This window comes from Gordonia paraffinivorans, from assembly GCF_900683595.1.
Classification (GTDB): domain Bacteria; phylum Actinomycetota; class Actinomycetes; order Mycobacteriales; family Mycobacteriaceae; genus Gordonia; species Gordonia paraffinivorans.
The window spans coordinates 1,420,479-1,439,281 of record NZ_CAACYD010000007.1; the positions used below are offsets into that span (position 1 = coordinate 1,420,479).

General features: G+C 68.9%; 18 protein-coding genes. 6 read left to right on the top strand and 12 right to left on the bottom strand.

The window, feature by feature from the left end; translation table 11 throughout:
• Positions 1–14: 14 nt before the first annotated feature.
• Positions 15–503, bottom strand: coding sequence for a bacterioferritin (bfr, locus tag E1P53_RS19515; protein WP_006900017.1), 489 nt, complete (start codon positions 501–503; stop codon positions 15–17).
• Positions 504–601: 98 nt separating this feature from the next.
• Positions 602–784 (bottom strand): (2Fe-2S)-binding protein, encoded by a 183-nt coding sequence (locus E1P53_RS19520; protein WP_006900016.1) that lies wholly within the window; start codon positions 782–784, stop codon positions 602–604.
• A 146-nt stretch (positions 785–930) separates the two neighbouring features.
• Here E1P53_RS19520 and E1P53_RS19525 point away from each other — a divergent pair, with 146 nt between their 5' ends.
• The 3 genes from E1P53_RS19525 to E1P53_RS19535 all read left to right on the top strand — a co-directional run bounded on the left by E1P53_RS19525 (position 931) and on the right by E1P53_RS19535 (position 4,011).
• Positions 931–1,767: an exodeoxyribonuclease III gene (locus tag E1P53_RS19525; protein ID WP_131735235.1), complete on the top strand. Its 837-nt coding sequence runs from the start codon at positions 931–933 to the stop codon at positions 1,765–1,767.
• 69 nt (positions 1,768–1,836) lie between these two features.
• Complete coding sequence (gene trpS / locus E1P53_RS19530) at positions 1,837–2,895, top strand: tryptophan--tRNA ligase (protein ID WP_131735236.1); 1,059 nt, start codon at positions 1,837–1,839, stop codon at positions 2,893–2,895.
• 57 nt (positions 2,896–2,952) lie between these two features.
• Positions 2,953–4,011, top strand: a complete 1,059-nt coding sequence (locus E1P53_RS19535; RefSeq protein ID WP_131735237.1) for a YhjD/YihY/BrkB family envelope integrity protein — start codon at positions 2,953–2,955, stop codon at positions 4,009–4,011.
• Between the two features lie 18 nt (positions 4,012–4,029).
• Here the strand turns inward: E1P53_RS19535 and E1P53_RS19540 are convergent, their stop codons facing one another.
• The 3 genes from E1P53_RS19540 to E1P53_RS19550 all read right to left on the bottom strand — a co-directional run bounded on the left by E1P53_RS19540 (position 4,030) and on the right by E1P53_RS19550 (position 7,258).
• Complete coding sequence (locus tag E1P53_RS19540) at positions 4,030–5,340, bottom strand: D-alanyl-D-alanine carboxypeptidase family protein (protein ID WP_131735238.1); 1,311 nt, start codon at positions 5,338–5,340, stop codon at positions 4,030–4,032.
• 65 nt (positions 5,341–5,405) lie between these two features.
• Complete coding sequence (locus tag E1P53_RS19545) at positions 5,406–6,797, bottom strand: aspartate aminotransferase family protein (protein WP_131735239.1); 1,392 nt, start codon at positions 6,795–6,797, stop codon at positions 5,406–5,408.
• Positions 6,794–7,258: an Lrp/AsnC family transcriptional regulator gene (locus E1P53_RS19550; RefSeq protein ID WP_006900010.1), complete on the bottom strand. Its 465-nt coding sequence runs from the start codon at positions 7,256–7,258 to the stop codon at positions 6,794–6,796. The genes E1P53_RS19545 and E1P53_RS19550 overlap by 4 nt, the downstream gene beginning before the upstream one ends.
• Positions 7,259–7,368: 110 nt before the next feature.
• Here E1P53_RS19550 and E1P53_RS19555 point away from each other — a divergent pair, with 110 nt between their 5' ends.
• Both E1P53_RS19555 and E1P53_RS19560 read left to right on the top strand, forming a co-directional pair.
• Positions 7,369–8,868, top strand: coding sequence for a gamma-aminobutyraldehyde dehydrogenase (locus E1P53_RS19555; RefSeq protein WP_131735240.1), 1,500 nt, complete (start codon positions 7,369–7,371; stop codon positions 8,866–8,868).
• Positions 8,865–10,289, top strand: a complete 1,425-nt coding sequence (locus E1P53_RS19560; protein WP_131735241.1) for an NAD(P)/FAD-dependent oxidoreductase — start codon at positions 8,865–8,867, stop codon at positions 10,287–10,289. Before E1P53_RS19555 ends, E1P53_RS19560 begins: the two co-directional genes overlap by 4 nt.
• An 11-nt stretch (positions 10,290–10,300) precedes the next feature.
• Here E1P53_RS19560 and E1P53_RS19565 read toward each other — a convergent pair whose 3' ends face one another.
• The 5 genes from E1P53_RS19565 to E1P53_RS19585 all read right to left on the bottom strand — a co-directional run bounded on the left by E1P53_RS19565 (position 10,301) and on the right by E1P53_RS19585 (position 15,398).
• The gene (locus tag E1P53_RS19565; protein WP_131735242.1) at positions 10,301–11,047 is read right to left on the bottom strand and encodes a type 1 glutamine amidotransferase; all 747 of its coding nucleotides are present in this window, start codon (positions 11,045–11,047) and stop codon (positions 10,301–10,303) included.
• A 69-nt stretch (positions 11,048–11,116) separates the two neighbouring features.
• Positions 11,117–12,031 carry a universal stress protein gene (locus E1P53_RS19570; RefSeq protein ID WP_131735243.1) on the bottom strand — a complete coding sequence of 305 codons (915 nt, stop codon included), beginning with the start codon at positions 12,029–12,031 and terminating at the stop codon, positions 11,117–11,119.
• Entirely contained in the window at positions 12,021–13,580 is a 1,560-nt protein-coding gene (locus tag E1P53_RS19575; RefSeq protein WP_131735244.1) for an APC family permease, read from the bottom strand. Before E1P53_RS19575 ends, E1P53_RS19570 begins: the two co-directional genes overlap by 11 nt.
• A gap of 82 nt (positions 13,581–13,662) precedes the next feature.
• Positions 13,663–14,136, bottom strand: coding sequence for a hypothetical protein (locus tag E1P53_RS19580; RefSeq protein ID WP_131735245.1), 474 nt, complete (start codon positions 14,134–14,136; stop codon positions 13,663–13,665).
• 86 nt (positions 14,137–14,222) lie between these two features.
• The gene (locus E1P53_RS19585) at positions 14,223–15,398 is read right to left on the bottom strand and encodes a cytochrome P450 (protein ID WP_131735246.1); all 1,176 of its coding nucleotides are present in this window, start codon (positions 15,396–15,398) and stop codon (positions 14,223–14,225) included.
• A 173-nt stretch (positions 15,399–15,571) separates the two neighbouring features.
• On the opposite strand from E1P53_RS19585, the gene E1P53_RS19590 reads away from it, so the two are divergent.
• Positions 15,572–16,138: a TetR/AcrR family transcriptional regulator gene (locus E1P53_RS19590; RefSeq protein WP_131735247.1), complete on the top strand. Its 567-nt coding sequence runs from the start codon at positions 15,572–15,574 to the stop codon at positions 16,136–16,138.
• 108 nt (positions 16,139–16,246) lie between these two features.
• On the opposite strand, the gene E1P53_RS19595 is transcribed toward E1P53_RS19590, so the two are convergent.
• Together E1P53_RS19595 and sdhA are read right to left on the bottom strand one after the other, a co-directional pair.
• The gene (locus tag E1P53_RS19595) at positions 16,247–17,035 is read right to left on the bottom strand and encodes a succinate dehydrogenase iron-sulfur subunit (protein ID WP_006900001.1); all 789 of its coding nucleotides are present in this window, start codon (positions 17,033–17,035) and stop codon (positions 16,247–16,249) included.
• Complete coding sequence (sdhA, locus tag E1P53_RS19600) at positions 17,035–18,789, bottom strand: succinate dehydrogenase flavoprotein subunit (RefSeq protein ID WP_006900000.1); 1,755 nt, start codon at positions 18,787–18,789, stop codon at positions 17,035–17,037. The genes E1P53_RS19595 and sdhA overlap by 1 nt, the downstream gene beginning before the upstream one ends.
• Between the last annotated feature and the right edge of the window lie 14 nt (positions 18,790–18,803).

The following is an 18,803-nucleotide window of genomic DNA, read 5'->3' on the forward strand; positions in this document are numbered from 1 at the left end:
CGGACGGGTGGGGGCTACGCCTGGTTCGTCGGCGGCGTCGCGATCGTCTTCGACAGGTAGAGCGGCTCCCCGAGCCGATTGATCAGCTCGAGCTGGGTCTCGAGGTAGTCGATGTGCTCTTCCTCGTCGGCGAGGATCTTCTCGAGGAGGTTCGCGCTGGTGATGTCGCCCTTCTCGCGGCACATCGCGATGCCCGGCCGGAGACGTTCGACGACCTCGACCTCGATGGCCATGTCGGACTCGAACTGCTCACGGATCGACTGTCCGATGCGGAGGGGCAGCAGGCGCTGGAAATTGGGCAGGGCCTCGAGGAAGAGGATGCGGTCGGTGAGGATCTCCGCGTGGGTCATCTCCTCGATGGACTCCGCACGGGTCTTCGCCGCGATCTCGGTGAGACCCCAGCTCTCCTGCATCTTCGCGTGGAGAAAGTACTGGTTGATCGCGGTCAGTTCGCTGGTGAGCTGCTCGTTGAGCAGTGCAATGACCTCATCGTCGCCACGCATGTGACAGCCTTCCGTCGCCGAGTGGTGCTGTGTGACGACGGTAACACGAGGAAACCCCTCGCGCGTGGGCTCGCGCGAGGTGGATGGCGGTTGTCAGGTCATGCAGCGGTCGTGGCGATGCCCGCCCTTTCGCTCAGGATGTCGTCGAGGCGTTCCAAGCAGGTGCCGCAGCCCTCGCCGGCGCCGCATCGATCGGCGATGTCGTCGATCGTGTACGCACCGTTGTTGCAGTGCTCGTGCACCTCGTCCTCGGTGACCGCGCGGCAAATGCAAACGAACATTGGTGAACCTAACCTCGTACCTGTCAGGCAATGCTCACATAAGTAGGGCACCCTTCGCAAGGCTTGCCTTACCTTTTTTCGGGTCGCATGTGACGACCTCGCCTCACCGCGCGCGGCGTCGGCGACGAACCGTAGGATGTGGCCCCGTGCCACTCGAGATCACGACCGTCAACGTCAACGGAATCCGGGCCGCGGTCAAGCAGCGCTCGGAGAACAACCGCGGTTTCCTGCCCTGGCTCGACGCCACGACCGCGGATGTCGTGCTGATGCAGGAGGTCCGCGCCGGCGAGAAGCTGGCGCGTGAGGCGCTCGCCCCGGCGCTCGACGCCGGGTGGCACCTGACGATGAGCGAATCCACCGTCAAGGGCCACGCGGGCGTCGGCGTGCTGACCCGCTCGGCCCCGGTGACCGTCCGGATCGGCTTCGGTAGCGACGAGTTCGACGAACTGGGTCGCTACCTCGAGGTCGACCTCGAGACCGACCTCGGTCCGGTCACGGCCGCGAGCCTCTATCTCCCGAAGGGCGCCGCGCTCACCGAGGACCCCAAGGACGCCGCCAAGTACGAGGAGAAGAAGCGGTTCCTCGACGAGTTCGGCGATTACCTCGGCAACCTGGTGCGCCGCCGCCGCCACGTGGTCGTCGGCGGCGACTGGAACATCGCCCACGCCGAGGCCGACATCAAGAACTGGAAGGGCAACCTCAAGAACCCGGGCTTCCTCCCGCACGAGCGGGCGTGGGTGGGCGACCTGCTCGCCAATGGCTGGCGCGACGTCACCCGCGAGCTCTACCCGGACGAGACCGGCCCCTACTCGTGGTGGTCGTGGCGCGGCAAGGCGTTCGACAACGACTCCGGCTGGCGGATCGACTACCAGCTGACCAACCGTTCCCTCGCCGAGCGCGCCGTGAAGTCGACGGTCGACCGGGCGGCGGCCTACGACCTGCGGTGGTCCGATCACGCGCCGGTGACCGTCATCTACGAGTGAGGCCCGGCTGCAACGCGGTAGGGGACCCACCGCGGACCTCGTGCTTTCGAGGTCTGCGAAAATGGGGCAATGAGTTCTGACGTCTCCGAATCCGGCTCTGCCCGCGCGTCCGAGTCCGGCGCGTCCCGCGCCCGCGTGCTCTCGGGCATCCAGCCCACCAGCGACTCGTTCCATCTCGGCAACTACCTGGGCGCCGTACGACAGTGGGTGGCGCTGCAGGAGGATTTCGAGGCGTACTACTTCATCCCGGACATGCACGCGATCACCGTGCCGCACGATCCGAAGACCCTCGCCGAACGCACGCGCCGCTCGGTCGCGCAGCTGCTGGCCGTCGGGGTCGACCCCGAGCGCTCGACCATCTATGTGCAGTCGCACATCCCGGAGATCGCCGAGCTGACCTGGGTGCTGCAGTGCATCACCGGCTTCGGCGAGGCCAGCCGCATGACCCAGTTCAAGGACAAGTCGGCCAAGCAGGGCGTCGACGCGGCCGGCGTCGGGCTGTTCACCTACCCGATCCTGATGGCGGCCGACATCCTGGCGTTCCAGGTCGACCGGGTCCCGGTCGGCGAGGACCAGCGCCAGCACCTCGAGCTCACCCGCGACCTCGCCCAGCGCTTCAACTCGCGCTTCGGCAAGACCTTCAAGATCCCGCAGGCCCACATCGTCAAGGAATTCGCCAAGATCTACGATCTGCAGAACCCGACCGCGAAGATGAGCAAGTCGGCCGAGACCGACAAGGGTCTCATCAACCTGCTCGACGAACCGAAGAAGTCGGCCAAGAAGATCCGGTCCGCGGTCACCGACACCGACACCGAGATCCGGTTCGATCCGGAGAACAAGCCCGGCGTCAGCAACCTCCTGACGATCCAGTCGGCGTTGAGCGGCACCCCGATCGACGTGCTCGTCGACAAGTATCAGGGCAAGGGGTACGGCGACCTCAAGGTCGACACCGCGGACGTGCTCACCGAGTTCGTCACCCCGCTGCGCGGGCGCGTCGCCGAGTACATGGACGATCCCGCCGAGCTCGACGCGATCCTCGCCCGCGGCGCCGAGCGCGCGCGGACGGTGGCATCGGCGACGCTGCGGTCCGTCTATGACAAGGTGGGATTCCTGCCACCGAGGGCCTGATGCCGCACGTCTGATGCCGCATGGGTCGCTTCGCGGTGGCCCGGACGAGGAGGGGCGGTGAGTACGGTGGGCGAGTCGGCGAAACGGCTGGTGGCCCGGGCGAAGTCGGCGTACGAGGACCGGCGCGAGCGCTGGGCCTGGCTCGATCACCTGTTGCGGACGCTGGAGCGCTACAACGACCGGCGCGGGAACCTGTACGCCGCCAGCATCAGCTTCAACGGCATCCTGGCGCTCGTCCCGATCATCATGGTCGCCTTCGCGATCGCCGGCTTCGTGCTCGCGCGGCAGCCCGAGGTGTTGCAGGACATCCAGGACACCGTCGTGCGGAAGATGCCGGGACAGCTCGGTGACCAGGTCTCCGACATCATCACCTCGGCGATCGACTCCCGCACGACGGTGGGCGTGGTCGGCCTGATCGGCGCGGCGTTCACCGGGATCGGCTGGATCTCCGGCGTCCGTACGGGCATGACCGAGATGTGGGGCGGCCGGGTCCGGCGCAATGCGGTGATGTCGAAGGTCTGGGATCTCGTCGCCTTCGCCGGCCTGGGGATCGCGTTCGCACTGACCATGGCCATCACCGCGCTCGGGAACTCGGGGCTGACCGAGACCGTGCTCGGCTGGGTCAGGCTCGACGGCGCGTCATGGGCGCCGATCCTGGTGCGGTTGGTGTCGCTGGTGGTGTCGGTGCTCGCCACCTGGGGGCTGTTCACGTTCGTCATGGCGCGACTCCCGTTGGTGCGTCTGCCATTTCGCAACACCCTCAAAGCGGGACTGATCACCGCCGTCGCGTTCGAGGTCGTCAAGACCGTCGGCGGGATCTACCTGGAGTCGGTTCTCCGAAGCCCGGCCGGTGTGGCGTTCGGTCCCGTCCTCGGCGTGATGGTGTTCGCCTACCTGGCCTCGCGGATCGTCCTGTACGCCGCCGCCTGGTGCGCGACCGACCCGATCAACGCCGAGTACCAGATAGTCGAGGAGCCCGACGCGGAACTCCTACGGCCGGTGGTCATCTCGCCGACCGTCGACGTGAACCCGACCCCGCGTCCGGCGGCTTTGGCGGCCGCGGCGGGTGCCGGGGCCGCAATTGCCGCCCTGATGGGGGTCGTCCGGCGCCGGTGACGGGTTCCCGGCGCGTGGTCATCGGCGCCGGGACAGGCGCACGCCGAGCATGAGCAGCACGACGGCGGCCAGGGCCGCGAGCAGGCCGACGAGAACGCGCACCGACATCGGCGATGCCGAATCGGAACCGGTGCTCACAAGGTCGGGGTCGGCCGACGCCGCGGGATCCCGCGACGGATCGGCAGCTCCGGCGGGGTCGACGAGGCGTCCGACCTCGACGTCCTCGGGTGTGGCGAAACCGTACTCGAACAGCGCCTTCGCCTGATCCCAGTAGGGGTTGCCCTCCATGGCCAGGCCGTACATCTTCACGATCATGATCCGGCGGCCGTCGCGTTCGGCGGCGGCGACAAAGGTCTTGCGCGCGTCGTCGGTGTAACCGGTCTTGCCGCCGAGCATGCCCGGATATCCGTCCAGCAGAAGCCGATTGCTGCTGTACATCTCGTAGGCGGGATGGTCGGTGTCGCCGGGCACGTCGGGTCGGCGCGGATACCCGGGGAACCGGTAGGTCGGCAGCGAGATCATCTCCCGGAAGGTGTCGTTCGCCATCGCGGCGCGGAAGAAGAGTGCGAGATCGTAGGGCGAGGAGGACATCCCGGGCGCGTCCAGCCCGGACGGGGAGGCCGCCCGGGTGTCGGTGGCGCCGAGTTCGCGGGCGCGTTCGTTCATCTTGGCCAGCGTGGCGTCGACCCCGCCGAGTTCGCGGGCGAGGGCATTGGCGCAGTCGTTGCCCGACACCACCAGGAGACCGGTCAGCAGGTCCCGGACCGTGTAGTGCCCGCCGGGACCCATGCCGCAGGAGTCGCCCTCGGCGCTCCAGTCCTCGGGTGTGGGGACGACCGTCGCGTCGAGGTCGAGTTCGTCGAGGGCGACGAGGGCCAGCAGGATCTTGATCGTCGACGCCGGCCGATAGCGGCCGTGCGGGTCCTTCGCGGCGATGACGCGGCCGGAGTCGAGGTCGGCGACCAGCCACCCGGCCGAGGTGAGACCCGGCGGGACCGGCCCGGCCTCGGGATCGGCGACCACACCGCAGTAGGCGAGGTCCTCGCCGCCGACAGCGGGCGTCGGGACCGGTAGCGGCGTCGGTGTCGGCGATCCCGGTGGGACGACCTCCGACTCGTCGACGGCCGGGGGAGTCCCGACCCGGTGGGGGCAGTGATCGGTGACCGGCGTGGTGACGGTGGCCGACCGGCCGGTCGGCGCGAGCGGGTCGGCGGTCGCCGAACCCGCGATGAGCGACCCGGGCAGCACCGGTGCGGCCGCGACGACGGACACCCCGACGATCGCTGCAGCGAGTGCGCCGACGGTCCGGCGCGTCCACCCCGAGGTCACCGCCCGCACGTTACCAGCGCGGCCGGGCCTCATCAGGGCGTGCGCAGGCGTGTCCGGCGGATGTATCAGAGCAGCGTGTAGGCCTCGGTGAGGACCGACCGCAGGATCTGTTCGATCTCGTCGAACTCCGCCTGCCCGGCGATGAGCGGTGGCGCGAGCTGGATGACCGGGTCGCCGCGGTCGTCGGCGCGGCAGTACAGCCCGGCGTCGAACAACGCGCTCGACAGGAAGCCGCGCAGGATGCGCTCGGACTCGTCCGCGGTGAACGTCTCCTTGGTGGACTTGTCCTTGACGAGTTCGATGCCGTAGAAGAAGCCCTCGCCGCGCACGTCGCCGACGATCGGCAGGTCGTCGAGGCGCTCGAGCGTCGACCGGAAGGCCGGCGCCATGGTCTTGACGTGGTCGTTGAGTCCCTCGCGCTCGAAGATGTCGAGGTTGGCCAGCGCGACCGCCGCCGACACGGGATGACCGCCGAACGTGTAACCGTGGGCGAAGGTCGTCGTGCCGTCGCGGAACGGCTCGAACAGCCGGTCGTCGGCGATCATCGCGCCGATCGGGGAGTAGCCGGAGGTCATGCCCTTGGCGCACGTGATGATGTCGGGCACGTAGCCGAAGTCATCGCACGCGAACATCGACCCGATGCGTCCGAAGGCGCAGATGACCTCGTCGGAGACGAGCAGCACGTCGTACTCGTCGCAGATCTCGCGGACCCGCTCGAAGTATCCGGGCGGCGGCGGGAAGCATCCGCCGGCGTTCTGCACGGGTTCGAGGAAGACCGCGGCCACCGTGTCGGGTCCCTCGAACTCGATGGCCTCGGCGATCCGGTCGGCCGCCCAGCGGCCGAACTTCTTCGGGTCGTCGGCGAGGTCCTCGGCCGCGCGGTAGATGTTGGTGTTCGGCACCCGGAACGCGCCGGGCGTCAGCGGCTCGAAGGCCTCCTTCAGCGCCGGCACACCCGTGATGGCCAGTGCGCCCTGCGGGGTTCCGTGGTAGGCGACCGCCCGCGAGATCACCTTGTGCTTACCGGGTTTCCCGACGAGCTTGAAGTACTGCTTGGCGAGTTTCCACGCGCTCTCCACCGCCTCGCCGCCGCCGGTGGTGAAGAAGACGCGGTTGAGGTCGCCCGGGGCGTATGCGGCGAGGCGCTCGGCCAGTTCGATCGCCGGTGGCGTGGCGTACGACCACAGGGGGAAGAAGGCGAGCTGCTCGGCCTGCTTCGCGGCGGCCCGGGCGAGTTCCTCGCGGCCGTGGCCGACCTGGACGACGAAGAGGCCGGCCAGGCCGTCGAGATAGCTGCGGCCGGCGTCGTCGAAGATCCGCACCCCCTCGCCGCGGGTGATGACCGGCGGCGTGATGCCCTCGCCGTGCCGGGCGAAGTGGCCCCATAGGTGGGCGGCACTGCGGGCTCCGAGGGAGCCGCCGGAGTGCGGGGACGTCGAGGGTGTGTTCGGTGTCATCGTGTTCCCCAGTTGTATTGCTGTTTGACGAGTTTCAGGTAGACGAGCGTCTCGGTACCGACGACCTCGGGGTTGGAGCGCACCTTCTTGTTGAGGATGTCGAGCAGGTGGTCGTCGTCCTCGCACACGACCTCGATGAGGATGTCGAAAGACCCTGCGGTGAGCAGGACGTAGTCGATCTCGCGGTGTTCGGCGAGGCGGTCGGCGAGGGCCTGGGTGTCACCGACGCATCGGATGCCGATCATCGCCTGCCGGGCGAAGCCGAGTTTCAGCGGATCGGTGACGGCCACGATCTGCATGAGGCCGCTCTCGCTGAGCTTCTGCACGCGGTTGCGGACGGCCGCCTCGGACAGGCCGACGGCCTTGCCGATCGAGGCATAACTGCTCCGACCATCGGTCTGGAGGAGTTCGATGATCTTCTTCGCGGTGGCGTCGAGTGGTGCGGACGCAGGATCAGCCACCCTACGATCGTGACGGATTCCGCAACTGAAAGCAACAGATTCGACGGAATCCGCAATTGTTCGGGTTTTCGGCGCGTGAATCCGCAACGGCGGCGGTAGTATCCGGGGGCATGGCCTCCTCCACCAGCATTCCGTCCGGCTGGATCGACGGTGAACCCCATCATGCGACCGGCGCCGATCACATCGTCGTCAATCCTGCCACGGATGAGCCGGTGGCCACCGTGAAACTCGCCGGTCGGGCAGATGTCGACGCCGCGGTCGCCGGCGCCCGGGCGGCCCAGCCGGCCTGGGGGCGCGCGACCCCGGCAGAGCGCGCCTCGGTGCTGCTCGCGCTGGCCCGCGCGATGGCCGCCGAGTCCGAGACGCTCATCTCCGAGGAGGTGGCCCACACCGGCAAGGCGGTGCGTCTGGCGACCGAGTTCGACGTGCCGGGCTCGATCGACAACGTCGAGTTCTTCGCCGGTGTCGCACGCAATCTGGAGGGCAAGGCCACCGCCGAGTACTCGGCCGACCACACCTCGAGCATCCGTCGCGAACCGGTCGGCGTGGTCGGGACCATCACGCCGTGGAACTACCCGCTGCAGATGGCGGTGTGGAAGGTCATCCCGGCTCTGGCCGCCGGGTGCGCGGTGGTCCTCAAGCCCGCCGAGATCACCCCGCTGACCACCCTGACCCTCGCGCGCCTGGCCTCGGAGGCCGGGCTGCCCGACGGCGTGCTCAACATCGTGGTCGGGACCGGCCCCGAGGTCGGTGCACATCTGGCCGGCCATCCGGGCGTGGACATGGTCACCTTCACCGGCTCGTCGGCCGTCGGCCGGCAGGTCATGGCGCAGGCCGCCACCACCGGTGCCCGCATCCAGCTCGAGCTCGGCGGCAAGGCGCCCTTCGTGGTCTTCGACGACGCCGACCTCGACGCGGCGATCCACGGCGCGGTCGCGGGATCGCTGATCAACGGCGGCCAGGACTGCACCGCGGCGACCCGTGCGATCGTCGCCCCGGCGCTCTACGACGACTTCGTCGCCGGCGTCGCCGAACTCATGTCGAAGGTCGTCATCGGCGATCCGACCGATCCGGCAACCGATCTCGGTTCGCTCATCTCCCACGCGCATCGCGACAAGGTCGCCGGGATGGTCGACCGTGCCCGCGCGTCCGGCGCGCGCATCGTCACCGGCGGCACGATCCCCGACGGGCCCGGGGCGTTCTACCCGCCGACCCTCGTCGCCGATGTCGCGGAGGATTCCGAGATCTACCGTGACGAGGTCTTCGGCCCCGTGCTCACGGTCAGCCGCTTCACCGACGACGACGACGCGATCCGCCGCGCCAACGACACGCCCTACGGGCTCGCCGCCTCGGCGTGGACCCGGGACGTCTATCGGGCACAGCGGGCTTCGCGGGAGATCCACGCCGGCTGCGTGTGGATCAACGACCACATCCCCATCATCAGCGAGATGCCGCACGGCGGGTTCAAGGCCTCGGGCTTCGGTAAGGACATGTCGACGTACTCGCTCGAGGAGTACCTGCTGATCAAGCACGTGATGAGCGATCTGCACGGCGTGGTCGAAAAGGAATGGCACCGAACGGTGTTCGGGCTCGGGAGTGACCAGGGGTGAGCCCGCGGCCGTGGGCGGAACAGCCGACCGACCGGGGAATCGATCTGGTCGCGCGGGCCGCTGCCCGGCCGTACTGGCTCGACCGCGACCTGCGTCCCGCGCCGCGTCCGCGACTCGCCGATGACGTCACCGCCGACCTGCTGGTGATCGGCGGCGGGTTCACGGGCCTGTGGACGGCGGTGCAGGCCGCCGAACGCGACCCGTCACGCTCGGTGGTGCTCGTCGAGCGCGACCGGATCGCCGAGCACGCGTCCGGACGCAACGGCGGCTTCTGCGCGGCCAGCCTCACCCACGGAATCCCCAACGGCATCAGCCGGTTCGGCGACGAGATGCCTGCGCTGCTGCGGATGGGCCGGGAGACGCTCGACGCGATCGAGGCGACGCTGGACCGGCTCGGCATCGACGCCGACGCCGAGCGCACCGGCGAACTCGACCTCGCGATCACCGACTGGCAGTTCGAGGCCCTCGCCGAGACCTTCGAGGCGGGAACGGCGATCGGAGCGCATCTGGACCTTCTCGACGAGGACGCCGCCCGCGAGCGGGTGGACTCGCCGATGGTCCGTGGCGCCCTCTACGACCCCGACGTGATGATGATCGACCCGGCCAGGCTCGCCTTCGGACTCGCCGACGCGGCGGAGCGACTCGGGGTGCGGATCTTCGAGGGCACCGAGGTCCTCGAACTCACCTCCGATGGCGAGGGGGTCGGCGCGCGGGCGGGATACGGGCAGGTGAGAGCGGAGCGGGCGGTCGTGGCGACCTCGGCGAGTCGTGCGCTCGTGCGCCGGCTGCGGCTCTACACGGTTCCCGTGTGGGACTACGCGCTGATGACCGAGCCGCTCACCGACGACCAGTTGTCCTCGCTGGGCTGGTCGGGGCGCGAGGGCCTCGCCGACAGCGGCCCGCGATTCCACTACTTCCGGCTCACCGCCGACAACCGCTTGCTGTGGGGCGGATGGGACGCGCCGTACCACTTCGGTTCCGACGACGACCCGCGACACGAACGACGCCCGGAGGAGTGGGCGCTGCTCGGCGAACATCTCCTGCAGATGTTCCCGCAACTGGAGGGGATTCACGCGACCCACACCTGGGGCGGGGTCATCGACACCTGCTCGCGGTTCTGCGCGTTCTGGGACTCCTCTCACCGGGGCCGGGTGGTCACCTCGGTCGGCTTCACCGGACTTGGGGTCGGGGCCTCGCACTTCGCCGCGGCGACCGCGCTCGACCTCGTCGACGGCCTGCGCACCGAGCGCACCGAACTGGACATGGTGCGACGCAAGCCGCTGCCTTTCCCGCCCGAACCGATCCGATGGCTCGGCATCACACTCACCCGGCGGGAGATCGCCCGCAGCGAGCTGCGCGGGGGCCGCCGCGGACCGTGGCTGTCCCTGCTGGACCGCACGGGTCTGGGATTCGACAGCTGACCCGCTGCGCGTCAACGACGTTCGGCGATCCCGCGCAGCCATCGGCGCATCACGGTGTGGGCCAGGGGCACCGCGACGACTTCTGCGGCCGTGGCGTCGGTCGCGAACCGGTCGGTGGCCGCGGCGCCGATGGCCTCGCGGACGAGGTTGCGGGATTCCGGTGATCCCAGCCATTCCCCGACGAGTCCACCGTCGGCCTCGAGATGGAACTGCACGCCGTACGAATCGCCGTGGCGGAACAGCTGATTGGCGCACCACGGTGACGAGGCGAGTCGGGTGGCGCCCGCGGGCAGGTCGAAGGTGTCGAAATGCCATTGCACCACGCGGAATTCGGTCGGCACCGCATCCGGTTCGCCGGGGTCGACGCCCCAGATCGGATCGTCGATGGCGTGTGGGTCCAGCGTGACGGTGTGGACGCCGATCTCCGGGGTGTCGCCGCGGTACACCTGCGCGCCGAGCGCCGCCGCCAGCATCTGCGAGCCCAGGCAGACACCCCACACCGGGATGCCGAGTTCGAGTGCGCGGCGCAGCAATACGATCTCGTGGTCGATCCAGCCGATGGCGGGTGCGTCGTCGACGCCCATCGCGCCGCCCAGGGTGACGATCGCCTCGACGTCGGATAGGTCGTCGGGGACGTCCTCGCGCCAGATGCGCAGCGTCGTCACGTCGGCGAGTTCGTCGAGCGCGGGGCCGTAGGAACCGGGCGGCTCGGTCTCGGCATGCCGGATCTCCAGCACGCGCACTGGATCGATGCTCACGGCGATTGCGGCTCCACGTGTCTCGGTTCGGTCGGCAGGGGTTCGGTCGTGGGGACGGCGGTCCCGGGCTCAGCGGCTTCTGGGCACGACGATGACTGGGGATGTCGTCCAGCGCAGGATTCGGGCCGCGGTGCTGCCCAGGAAGACCCGATGGGGTGGCGCGAGGTGGCCGGACCCGACCGCGACGATGTCGTCGTCGCCCCACGGAAGGTTGGCCAGGGCCTCGTCGAGCGTGTCGCCGTCGGCGACGACGACCCCGACCTCGAGTTCGGGAGACACCTCGGCGCGGGTCCTGTCGAGGAGTTCGCGGGCCACGGCGATCTGTGCTCGACGGGCATCGCGCGACGAGTCGTCGTCGAAGGGGGATTCGAGCGACACCAGCGACAGCAGCCTGAGGTTCAGTTTGGCGCGTTCGACGAGCTTCTCGGCGAACGGCAGCGGGTTGTCGGCGTCGGGCTCGACGGGCACCGCGACGGTCACCGTGCCGAGGACGGTGTCGACCCGGTCGGAGTACCCGCGGGGCGCCAGCGCGACCGGAACCGGCGAGGAATGCACGAGTTCGTTGCTGACCGTGCCGAGCGTGTGGCGCCGCAACAGGCCGTCGCCGGTGCCGCCGACGACGATCATCTTCGCGCCCGTCTCCACGGCGTGGGAGATCAGCCCGTCGGCGAAGGAATCGTTGACGGTGACGATGGTGCGGTACCGGAAGCCGGGCGGAATGAGGGCGGCGCCCTCGCGAAGCCATTCGGCGGCTTGGTCTTCGAGGCGTCTCTGGTACTGCGCGATGCCGGGCGAGCCGTCGTAGGGGACCGGACGCACCACGCACACGAGGTCGAGGTCTGCGCCGGTCACGCGGGCCAGGGCGACAGCCAGGGCGATGCCGTCGGCGCCCGACCGCGTCGCCAGGTAGCCGACGGTGAGCCGGGGGACCGGCGCGTCGCCGGCGGTGTCGTCGGGTGTGGCGGCGAGGGAGTCAGTAGACATCGGGAACCTTCACCTCGGTGTCGGCGGTCAGCGTCTTCCCGCGGAAGAACTCGCTGTTGTACGCGAAGCAGGCCAGCATCAACGGGATGCCGAGTACCAGCATGCCCACACCCATGACGAAGACGCCGCCGATCCCGCCGATCGAGGTCGCGCCGTAGTCCGGGGAGATCATGTCGTACGCCGACCTGACGAAGGCCGCGGTCATGGCCAGGCCGCCGACGAGCGGGAAGAGGCCTCGGAAGAAGAAGTTGCGTGCCGAGGTGAGGAGCGTCGACCGGAAATACCAGACGCACGCGAACGCGGTGATGCCGTAGTAGAACGCCACCGCCAGTCCGAGCGAGGCGATCGAGTCGGCGAGGGTGTCCTGGCTGACCAGCGACAACACCAGATAGAAGGTGAGTGCGGCGCCGCCCATCACCGCGGTGCCGAATGCCGGCGTCATGTAGCGGGGGTGGATCGACGCGAACTTCTCGGGCAGCGCCTTGTACACCGCCATCGACAGGCTGCCGCGCGCCGTCGGCAGGATCGTGGACTGCGTCGACGACAGGGCGGAGACGCAGACGGTCAGCAGCAGCGCCGACGCCATGACCGCGCCCGCCACCGGTTCACCGAGGATGGTCAGCACGTCCTCGTCGTTGGCGTCGTTCCCGAGGCCGATGCCGGTGTCGCCGAACCCGGCGAACGACTGGATGGCGTAGGTGACCAGGACGTAGGTCGCGACCAGGATGAGGCAGGTGAGCAGGGCCGCGCGACCCGGGGTCTTCTCTGGATCCCTGGTCTCCTCGTTGACGGCCAGGCACGCATCCCAGCCCCAGTAGATGAAGATGCACAGGATGACCGCCGCGGCGATCTGCGACTGGTCGAGGCCCCCGGGCCACAGCCACGACCACTCGGGATCGATCGCCTGCGGCCCGGCGCGGTCGAGACCCACCTTGACCAGGGCGATCAGACTCGCGACGATCAACACGGCGAACTGGATGAACATGAGGATCATCTGCATCCGCTCGCTGATGACGATGCCGCGGATGCTGATCCAGGTCATCGTGATGATGAAGAAGCTCCCGAGCAACACCCGGGCCAACAGGCTGTCGGCGAGGGCGTCGAGCCCGAGAAACTGGAACAGGTAGAGCGCGGAGATCTCGGAGACGTTGGCCAGCACGATGATCGCCGAGACGGCCACGCCCCAGCCGCCGATCCACCCGATCCACGGGCCGAATGCCTTTGTGGCCCAGGTGAACGTCGTCCCACAGTCGGGGGTGTCGGTGGACAGCTCACGATAGGCGAAGGCCACCAGCAGCATCGGCAGGGACGCGAGGACGAACATCGACGGCGCCTTCTCGCCGACACTGTCCACGACGAAGCCCAGGGTCGCCGCGAGGCTGTACGCCGGGGCGACCGCGGCCAGGCCGATGATCACGTTGCCGAGCAGGCCGATCGAGCCGATCCGCAGGCCCTTGTCGCCGGGGTCGTGCAGCACGGTGGACGCACCCGCTCCGGAATGGTCTGCTCCCGAAGGGTTTGCGGCCCCGGAGTCGCTGTGTTCCGCCATGCTGGTCTCCGCTCATGTGCTCATGACGAGAGACAGAGTACGGTCGGCGCCCCGATTCCTCCCTCCAAGTGGGAAGTTCGGGTCATATTTCATTCGTGTTCGGCTGACACGTGCTGGTCGGGTGGTCGCCGTGCGCGGAGTCCTCGGCCACCAGCCGATCGTTCACCCGGACCTCGCAGCGGGCGAACCTCCCGCCGGACCGGAACACCGCGTGGAGCGGGGCGTCCGGGGAGTGCCGTGTGAAGACGAGGGCGGCCGACCAGAGTCCGCTCTGCGAATCCCGCTGGAGGAGTGGGACATGCGTCTGGGTTCGCAGGTTCCCGGTCGCGTCGGACCATGCGGCGGCGCCGTTGTGCTGCCGGTCGGAGACGAAGGTGATGCTCACGCGATCTTCGGCCTCCGGACCGGACTGCGGAGGCGGCGTGCTCGGCGTCCGAACCGGCGTCGGAGAGGCCGGAGGAGTCGATCGTGCGGTGGCGGGGACGAAGACGATCAGGCACCCGAGGATGCCGAGGGCGACGGTGAGCAGAAGGCGGAACGCCAGGGGCCGGATCACGGATTCTCCGTTCGACGACGGTGGGCGGCATGTGTCTCTTGGACGCATCCGCGCCGTGTCCGGTTCCGCGGCAGCGGTGGGGCAGTTCAGCGGGTGAGCGTCAGCGTCAGCGCCCCTGACGATTCCTCGGCGGCGAAATCCGTTGTCTCACCGAGGAGTTTTTCCACCGTCAGCCGACCCTGCAGGCGGGCGAGGCCGGAACCGACGCACAGATGGATCCCCTTGCCGAAGGCGACGTGGGCGGAGCGGGCCGGTCGTCGGGCCCCGGCGTCGCGCCCTCGATCGAGGTCGAGGCGGTAGGGGTCGTCGAACTGCCCGGGATCCCGGTTGGCCGCACGCCACATCAGGTACAGGTGGGAGCCGGCGGGCAGACGTGTGTCGCCGAGCACCGTGTCCTCGACGACGTGTCGGAAGTGCCCGCGGAACGGCGATTCCAGGCGCAGCGCCTCGTCGACGAAGGCCGGCACGGCCTCGGGTTCTCCGCGCAGGCGTCCGGTGACCTCCGGGTGTTCGACGAGCAGCCGGGCCGCGCTGTCGAGCAGGCTCGTCGTCGAGTCGGAACCGGCCGCGACGAGCTGCAGCAGCATCATCACCGCGGCAGCGCGGTCGAGGTCGCCGCGGGAGACGGCGGTGGCGATGTCGCCGAGCACACCGGCGCCGGCGCCGGGATCGCCCAGGGTCCTCGCGAGGGCGTCGTCGAGATAGGCGGTGAGCTCGGCGACGGCGGTGGTCGCCGTGGACAACTCGGCGCCGGTGATCACGCCGTCGATGAGGACGTTGGTGGCGTGGGCCCAGCGGGACAGGTCGTCGACGTCCCTGGCCGGCAGGCCGAGCAGCTCGGTGACCACGGTGACCGGAACCCGCCGTGCCACCGCGGTGGACCAGTCGAGCTGGTCTCCGTCGACCCCCTCGGACCACGCGGTGTCGACGACCTCCGCGACACGCGGTTCGAGCTCGCGGATGCGTGCCGGTGTCAGCGAGGGCATCACCAGAGATCGGTGGAGGCGGTGACGGGCACCGTCGGCCGTGGCCAGCACGTGCATCGCGTCACCCGGTCCCGCGACCGGGAACTCGCTGATCGACCCGTCGTCGTGGCAGATCATCGTCGCGGTGAGGTTCGACGAGAACTCGGCCGGGCGACGAACGACCTCGGCGATCAGATCCCAGGTGCCGACGGCGTAGAACGGCGAGTCGCCGAGCCGCTGCACCGGGTGGCCGCGGTGGAAGCGGGCGAGGAACGCGGGGTCGTCGAGGGTGAGCATGCGTCCAGCGTCGCCGACCGGGGCAGCCGGGACAACGGTTCGCTCCGAAGTCGATACCAGCGGACGGTGGCCTCCGCCATCGGAGTCTCACCGATGCCTTCTGTACTGCGAGAAAACGGCCATTTAGGTCCGGGGGCTGTCTCATCATGAGACCAGACGACGGAGGGGTACGCATGGTCGACTGGCTCGTGGGTGGCGACCGGAGGGACGCGGCACGGAGGCGCCTCGTCTCCCAGGCCGCGGCGCTGATCGCCTCGCGTGGACTCGACGCGTTCAGCGTCGAGGAACTGGCCGCCCGGGCGCACTGCTCGCGGGCGACGATCTACCGACATGCCGGTGGCCGTGCCCAGTTGATCGAGGCGGTGCTGTCGGCGACCGCCGCCCCGGTCCTGGACTCGATCCGCGCGGCGGTCGCCGGCACGACGGGGGAGGAGCGCGCGCGGATCGCGATCACCACGGCGGTCGGCGCGCTGCGCGCGGACCGGGTGATCCGTCAGTTCCTCCGGCCGGGAAGCCTCGTCGCCACGACGCCGACGGTGCTCGCTTCACCGACCGTGTCGGCCGTCGCCGCGGAACTGATCGGCATCGACCCCGACGACGTCGTCGCCGCACGGTTCGCGATCCGGTCGGTGTTGACCATGCTGCTCTGGCCGGCGGCCCCCGAGGAGGAGACGGCGCTGGTGGACTCGATCATCGCGGGGATCTTCCGGGGCGGGGCCTCGGGCGCCCGCGAGATGTAGCGGCTCGTGTCGCCCCCCCCGTCACGGTCTGCTGCATCGGGGAAAAGAGCGACGGCCCGCACCGAGAACCGGTGCGGGCCGTCGCCGGGCTGCAGAGAAAGCGTGGAACTAGCGCGAGAACATCAGTGCGCGCTTGACCTCCGAGATGGCCTGCGTGACCTGGATGCCGCGAGGGCATGCGTCGGTGCAGTTGAAGGTCGTGCGGCAGCGCCACACACCGTCGACGTCATTGAGGATGTCGAGACGCTCGACGGCACCCTCGTCACGGCTGTCGAAGATGAAGCGGTGCGCGTTGACGATCGCGGCCGGGCCGAAGTACGAGCCCTCGGTCCAGAACACCGGGCAGCTCGTGGTGCAGCACGCACACAGGATGCACTTGGTGGTGTCGTCGAAGCGGGCGCGGTCGGCCTGGCTCTGGATGCGCTCGCGGGTCGGCTCGGTGCCCGTGGTGATCAGGAACGGCTTGATCGCGCGGTACGCGTCGAAGAACGGCTCCATGTCGACCACGAGATCCTTCTCCACCGGCAGGCCGCGGATCGGCTCGACGGTGATGGTGATCTCCTTGGACTTGTCCTTGGGGAGCAGGTCCTTCATCAGGAGCTTGCAGGCGAGGCGGTTGACGCCGTTGATGCGCATCGCGTCCGAGCCGCACACGCCGTGCGCGCAGCTGCGGCGGAACGTGAGGGTGCCGTCGAGGTAGCCCTTCACGTACAGCAGCAGGTTGAGCAGACGGTCGGTCGGCAGCGCCGGGACACGGAAGCTCTCGAAGCCCTGGGCGTCGGGATTCTCCGGGTTGAACCGGTAGATCTTCAGCGTCACCATGTGGGCCTCCGGGGGCACCGGGGGCAGCGGCGGCTCGTCGGAGGAGGGCGTGGGCTTGTCCAGAACAGATGTCATCAGTACTTACGCTCCATCGGCTCGTAACGGGTCTGCACCACGGGCTTGTAGTCCAGCTCGATGTCCGCGAGTAGGTCGGTGCCCTTCTTGTAGGCCATGGTGTGGCGCATGTAGTTCACATCGTCACGATCGGGGTAGTCCTCGCGCGCATGGCCGCCGCGCGACTCCTTGCGGTTGAGGGCGCCGACGACGGTCACCTCGGCCATCTCGAGCAGGAAGCCGAGCTCGATGGCCTCGAGCAGGTCGCTGTTGTAGCGCTTGCCCTTGTCGTGGACGCGGATGTGGGCGTAGCGCTCCTTGAGCGCGTGGATGTCGGTGAGAGCCTGCTTGAGGGTCTCCTCGGTGCGGAACACCGACGCGTTCGCATCCATCGACGCCTGCAGCTCGGAGCGGATGTCGGCGACGCGCTCGTGGCCGTGCTCGCTGAGCAGCAGCTCGAGCCATTTGTCGACCATCTCGGTCGGGCGCTCCGGCAGATCGACGAAGTCCGCGTTGTTGGCGTACTCCGCGGCGGCGATGCCGGCACGACGGCCGAAGACGTTGATGTCGAGCAGCGAGTTGGTGCCCAGGCGGTTCGCGCCGTGCACCGACACGCAGGCGCACTCGCCGGCGGCGTAGAGGCCGTGCACGATCTCGTCGTTGTTGCGCAGCACCTGACCGTTGACGTTGGTCGGGATGCCGCCCATGACGTAGTGGCAGGTCGGGAAGACCGGGACGTACTCGGTGACCGGGTCGACGCCGAGGTAGGTGCGCGCGAACTCGGTGATGTCCGGCAGCTTCTCGTTGAGGACATCCTCGCCGAGGTGGGTCACGTCGATGTAGACGTAGTCCTTGTTCGGTCCGGCGCCGCGGCCCTCGAGCACCTCGAGCACCATCGAGCGGGCGACGATGTCACGCGGCGCGAGGTCCTTGATGGTGGGGGCGTAACGCTCCATGAAGCGCTCGCCGTCGGCGTTGCGGAGGATGCCGCCCTCGCCGCGCACGGCCTCCGAGATGAGGATGCCGAGGCCGGCCAGGCCCGTCGGGTGGAACTGGTGGAACTCCATGTCCTCCAGCGGCAGGCCCTTGCGGAAGATGATGCCCATGCCGTCACCGGTGAGGGTGTGGGCGTTGGACGTGGTCTTGTACATGCGGCCCGAGCCGCCGGTCGCGAAGATGATCGACTTGGCGTGGAAGACGTGGATCTCGCCGGTGGCCAGCTCGTAGGCGACGACGCCGTTGGCGACCAGCTCGCCGTCCTCGTTCTCCGCGAGGCAGATGTCCAGCGCGTAGAACTCGTTGAAGAACTCGACGTCGTGTTTGACGCAGTTCTGGTAGAGGGTCTGCAGGATCATGTGACCGGTGCGGTCGGCGGCGTAGCACGCACGACGCACGGGCGACTTGCCGTGGTCGCGGGTGTGGCCGCCGAAGCGACGCTGGTCGATCTTGCCCTCCGGGGTCCGGTTGAACGGCAGACCCATCTTCTCGAGGTCGAGGACCGCGTCGATGGCCTCCTTGGCCATGATCTCCACGGCGTCCTGGTCGGCGAGGTAGTCACCGCCCTTGACGGTGTCGAAGGTGTGCCACTCCCAGTTGTCCTCCTCGACGTTGGCCAGTGCGGCGCACATGCCGCCCTGTGCCGCGCCGGTGTGGCTGCGAGTGGGGTAGAGCTTGGTGAGAACTGCGGTGCGTGCACGCGGGGCGGACTCGATGGCCGCACGCATTCCGGCGCCACCGGCACCCACGATGACGACGTCGTAGCGGTGTTCCTGCATGGTTTCTGGTCTCC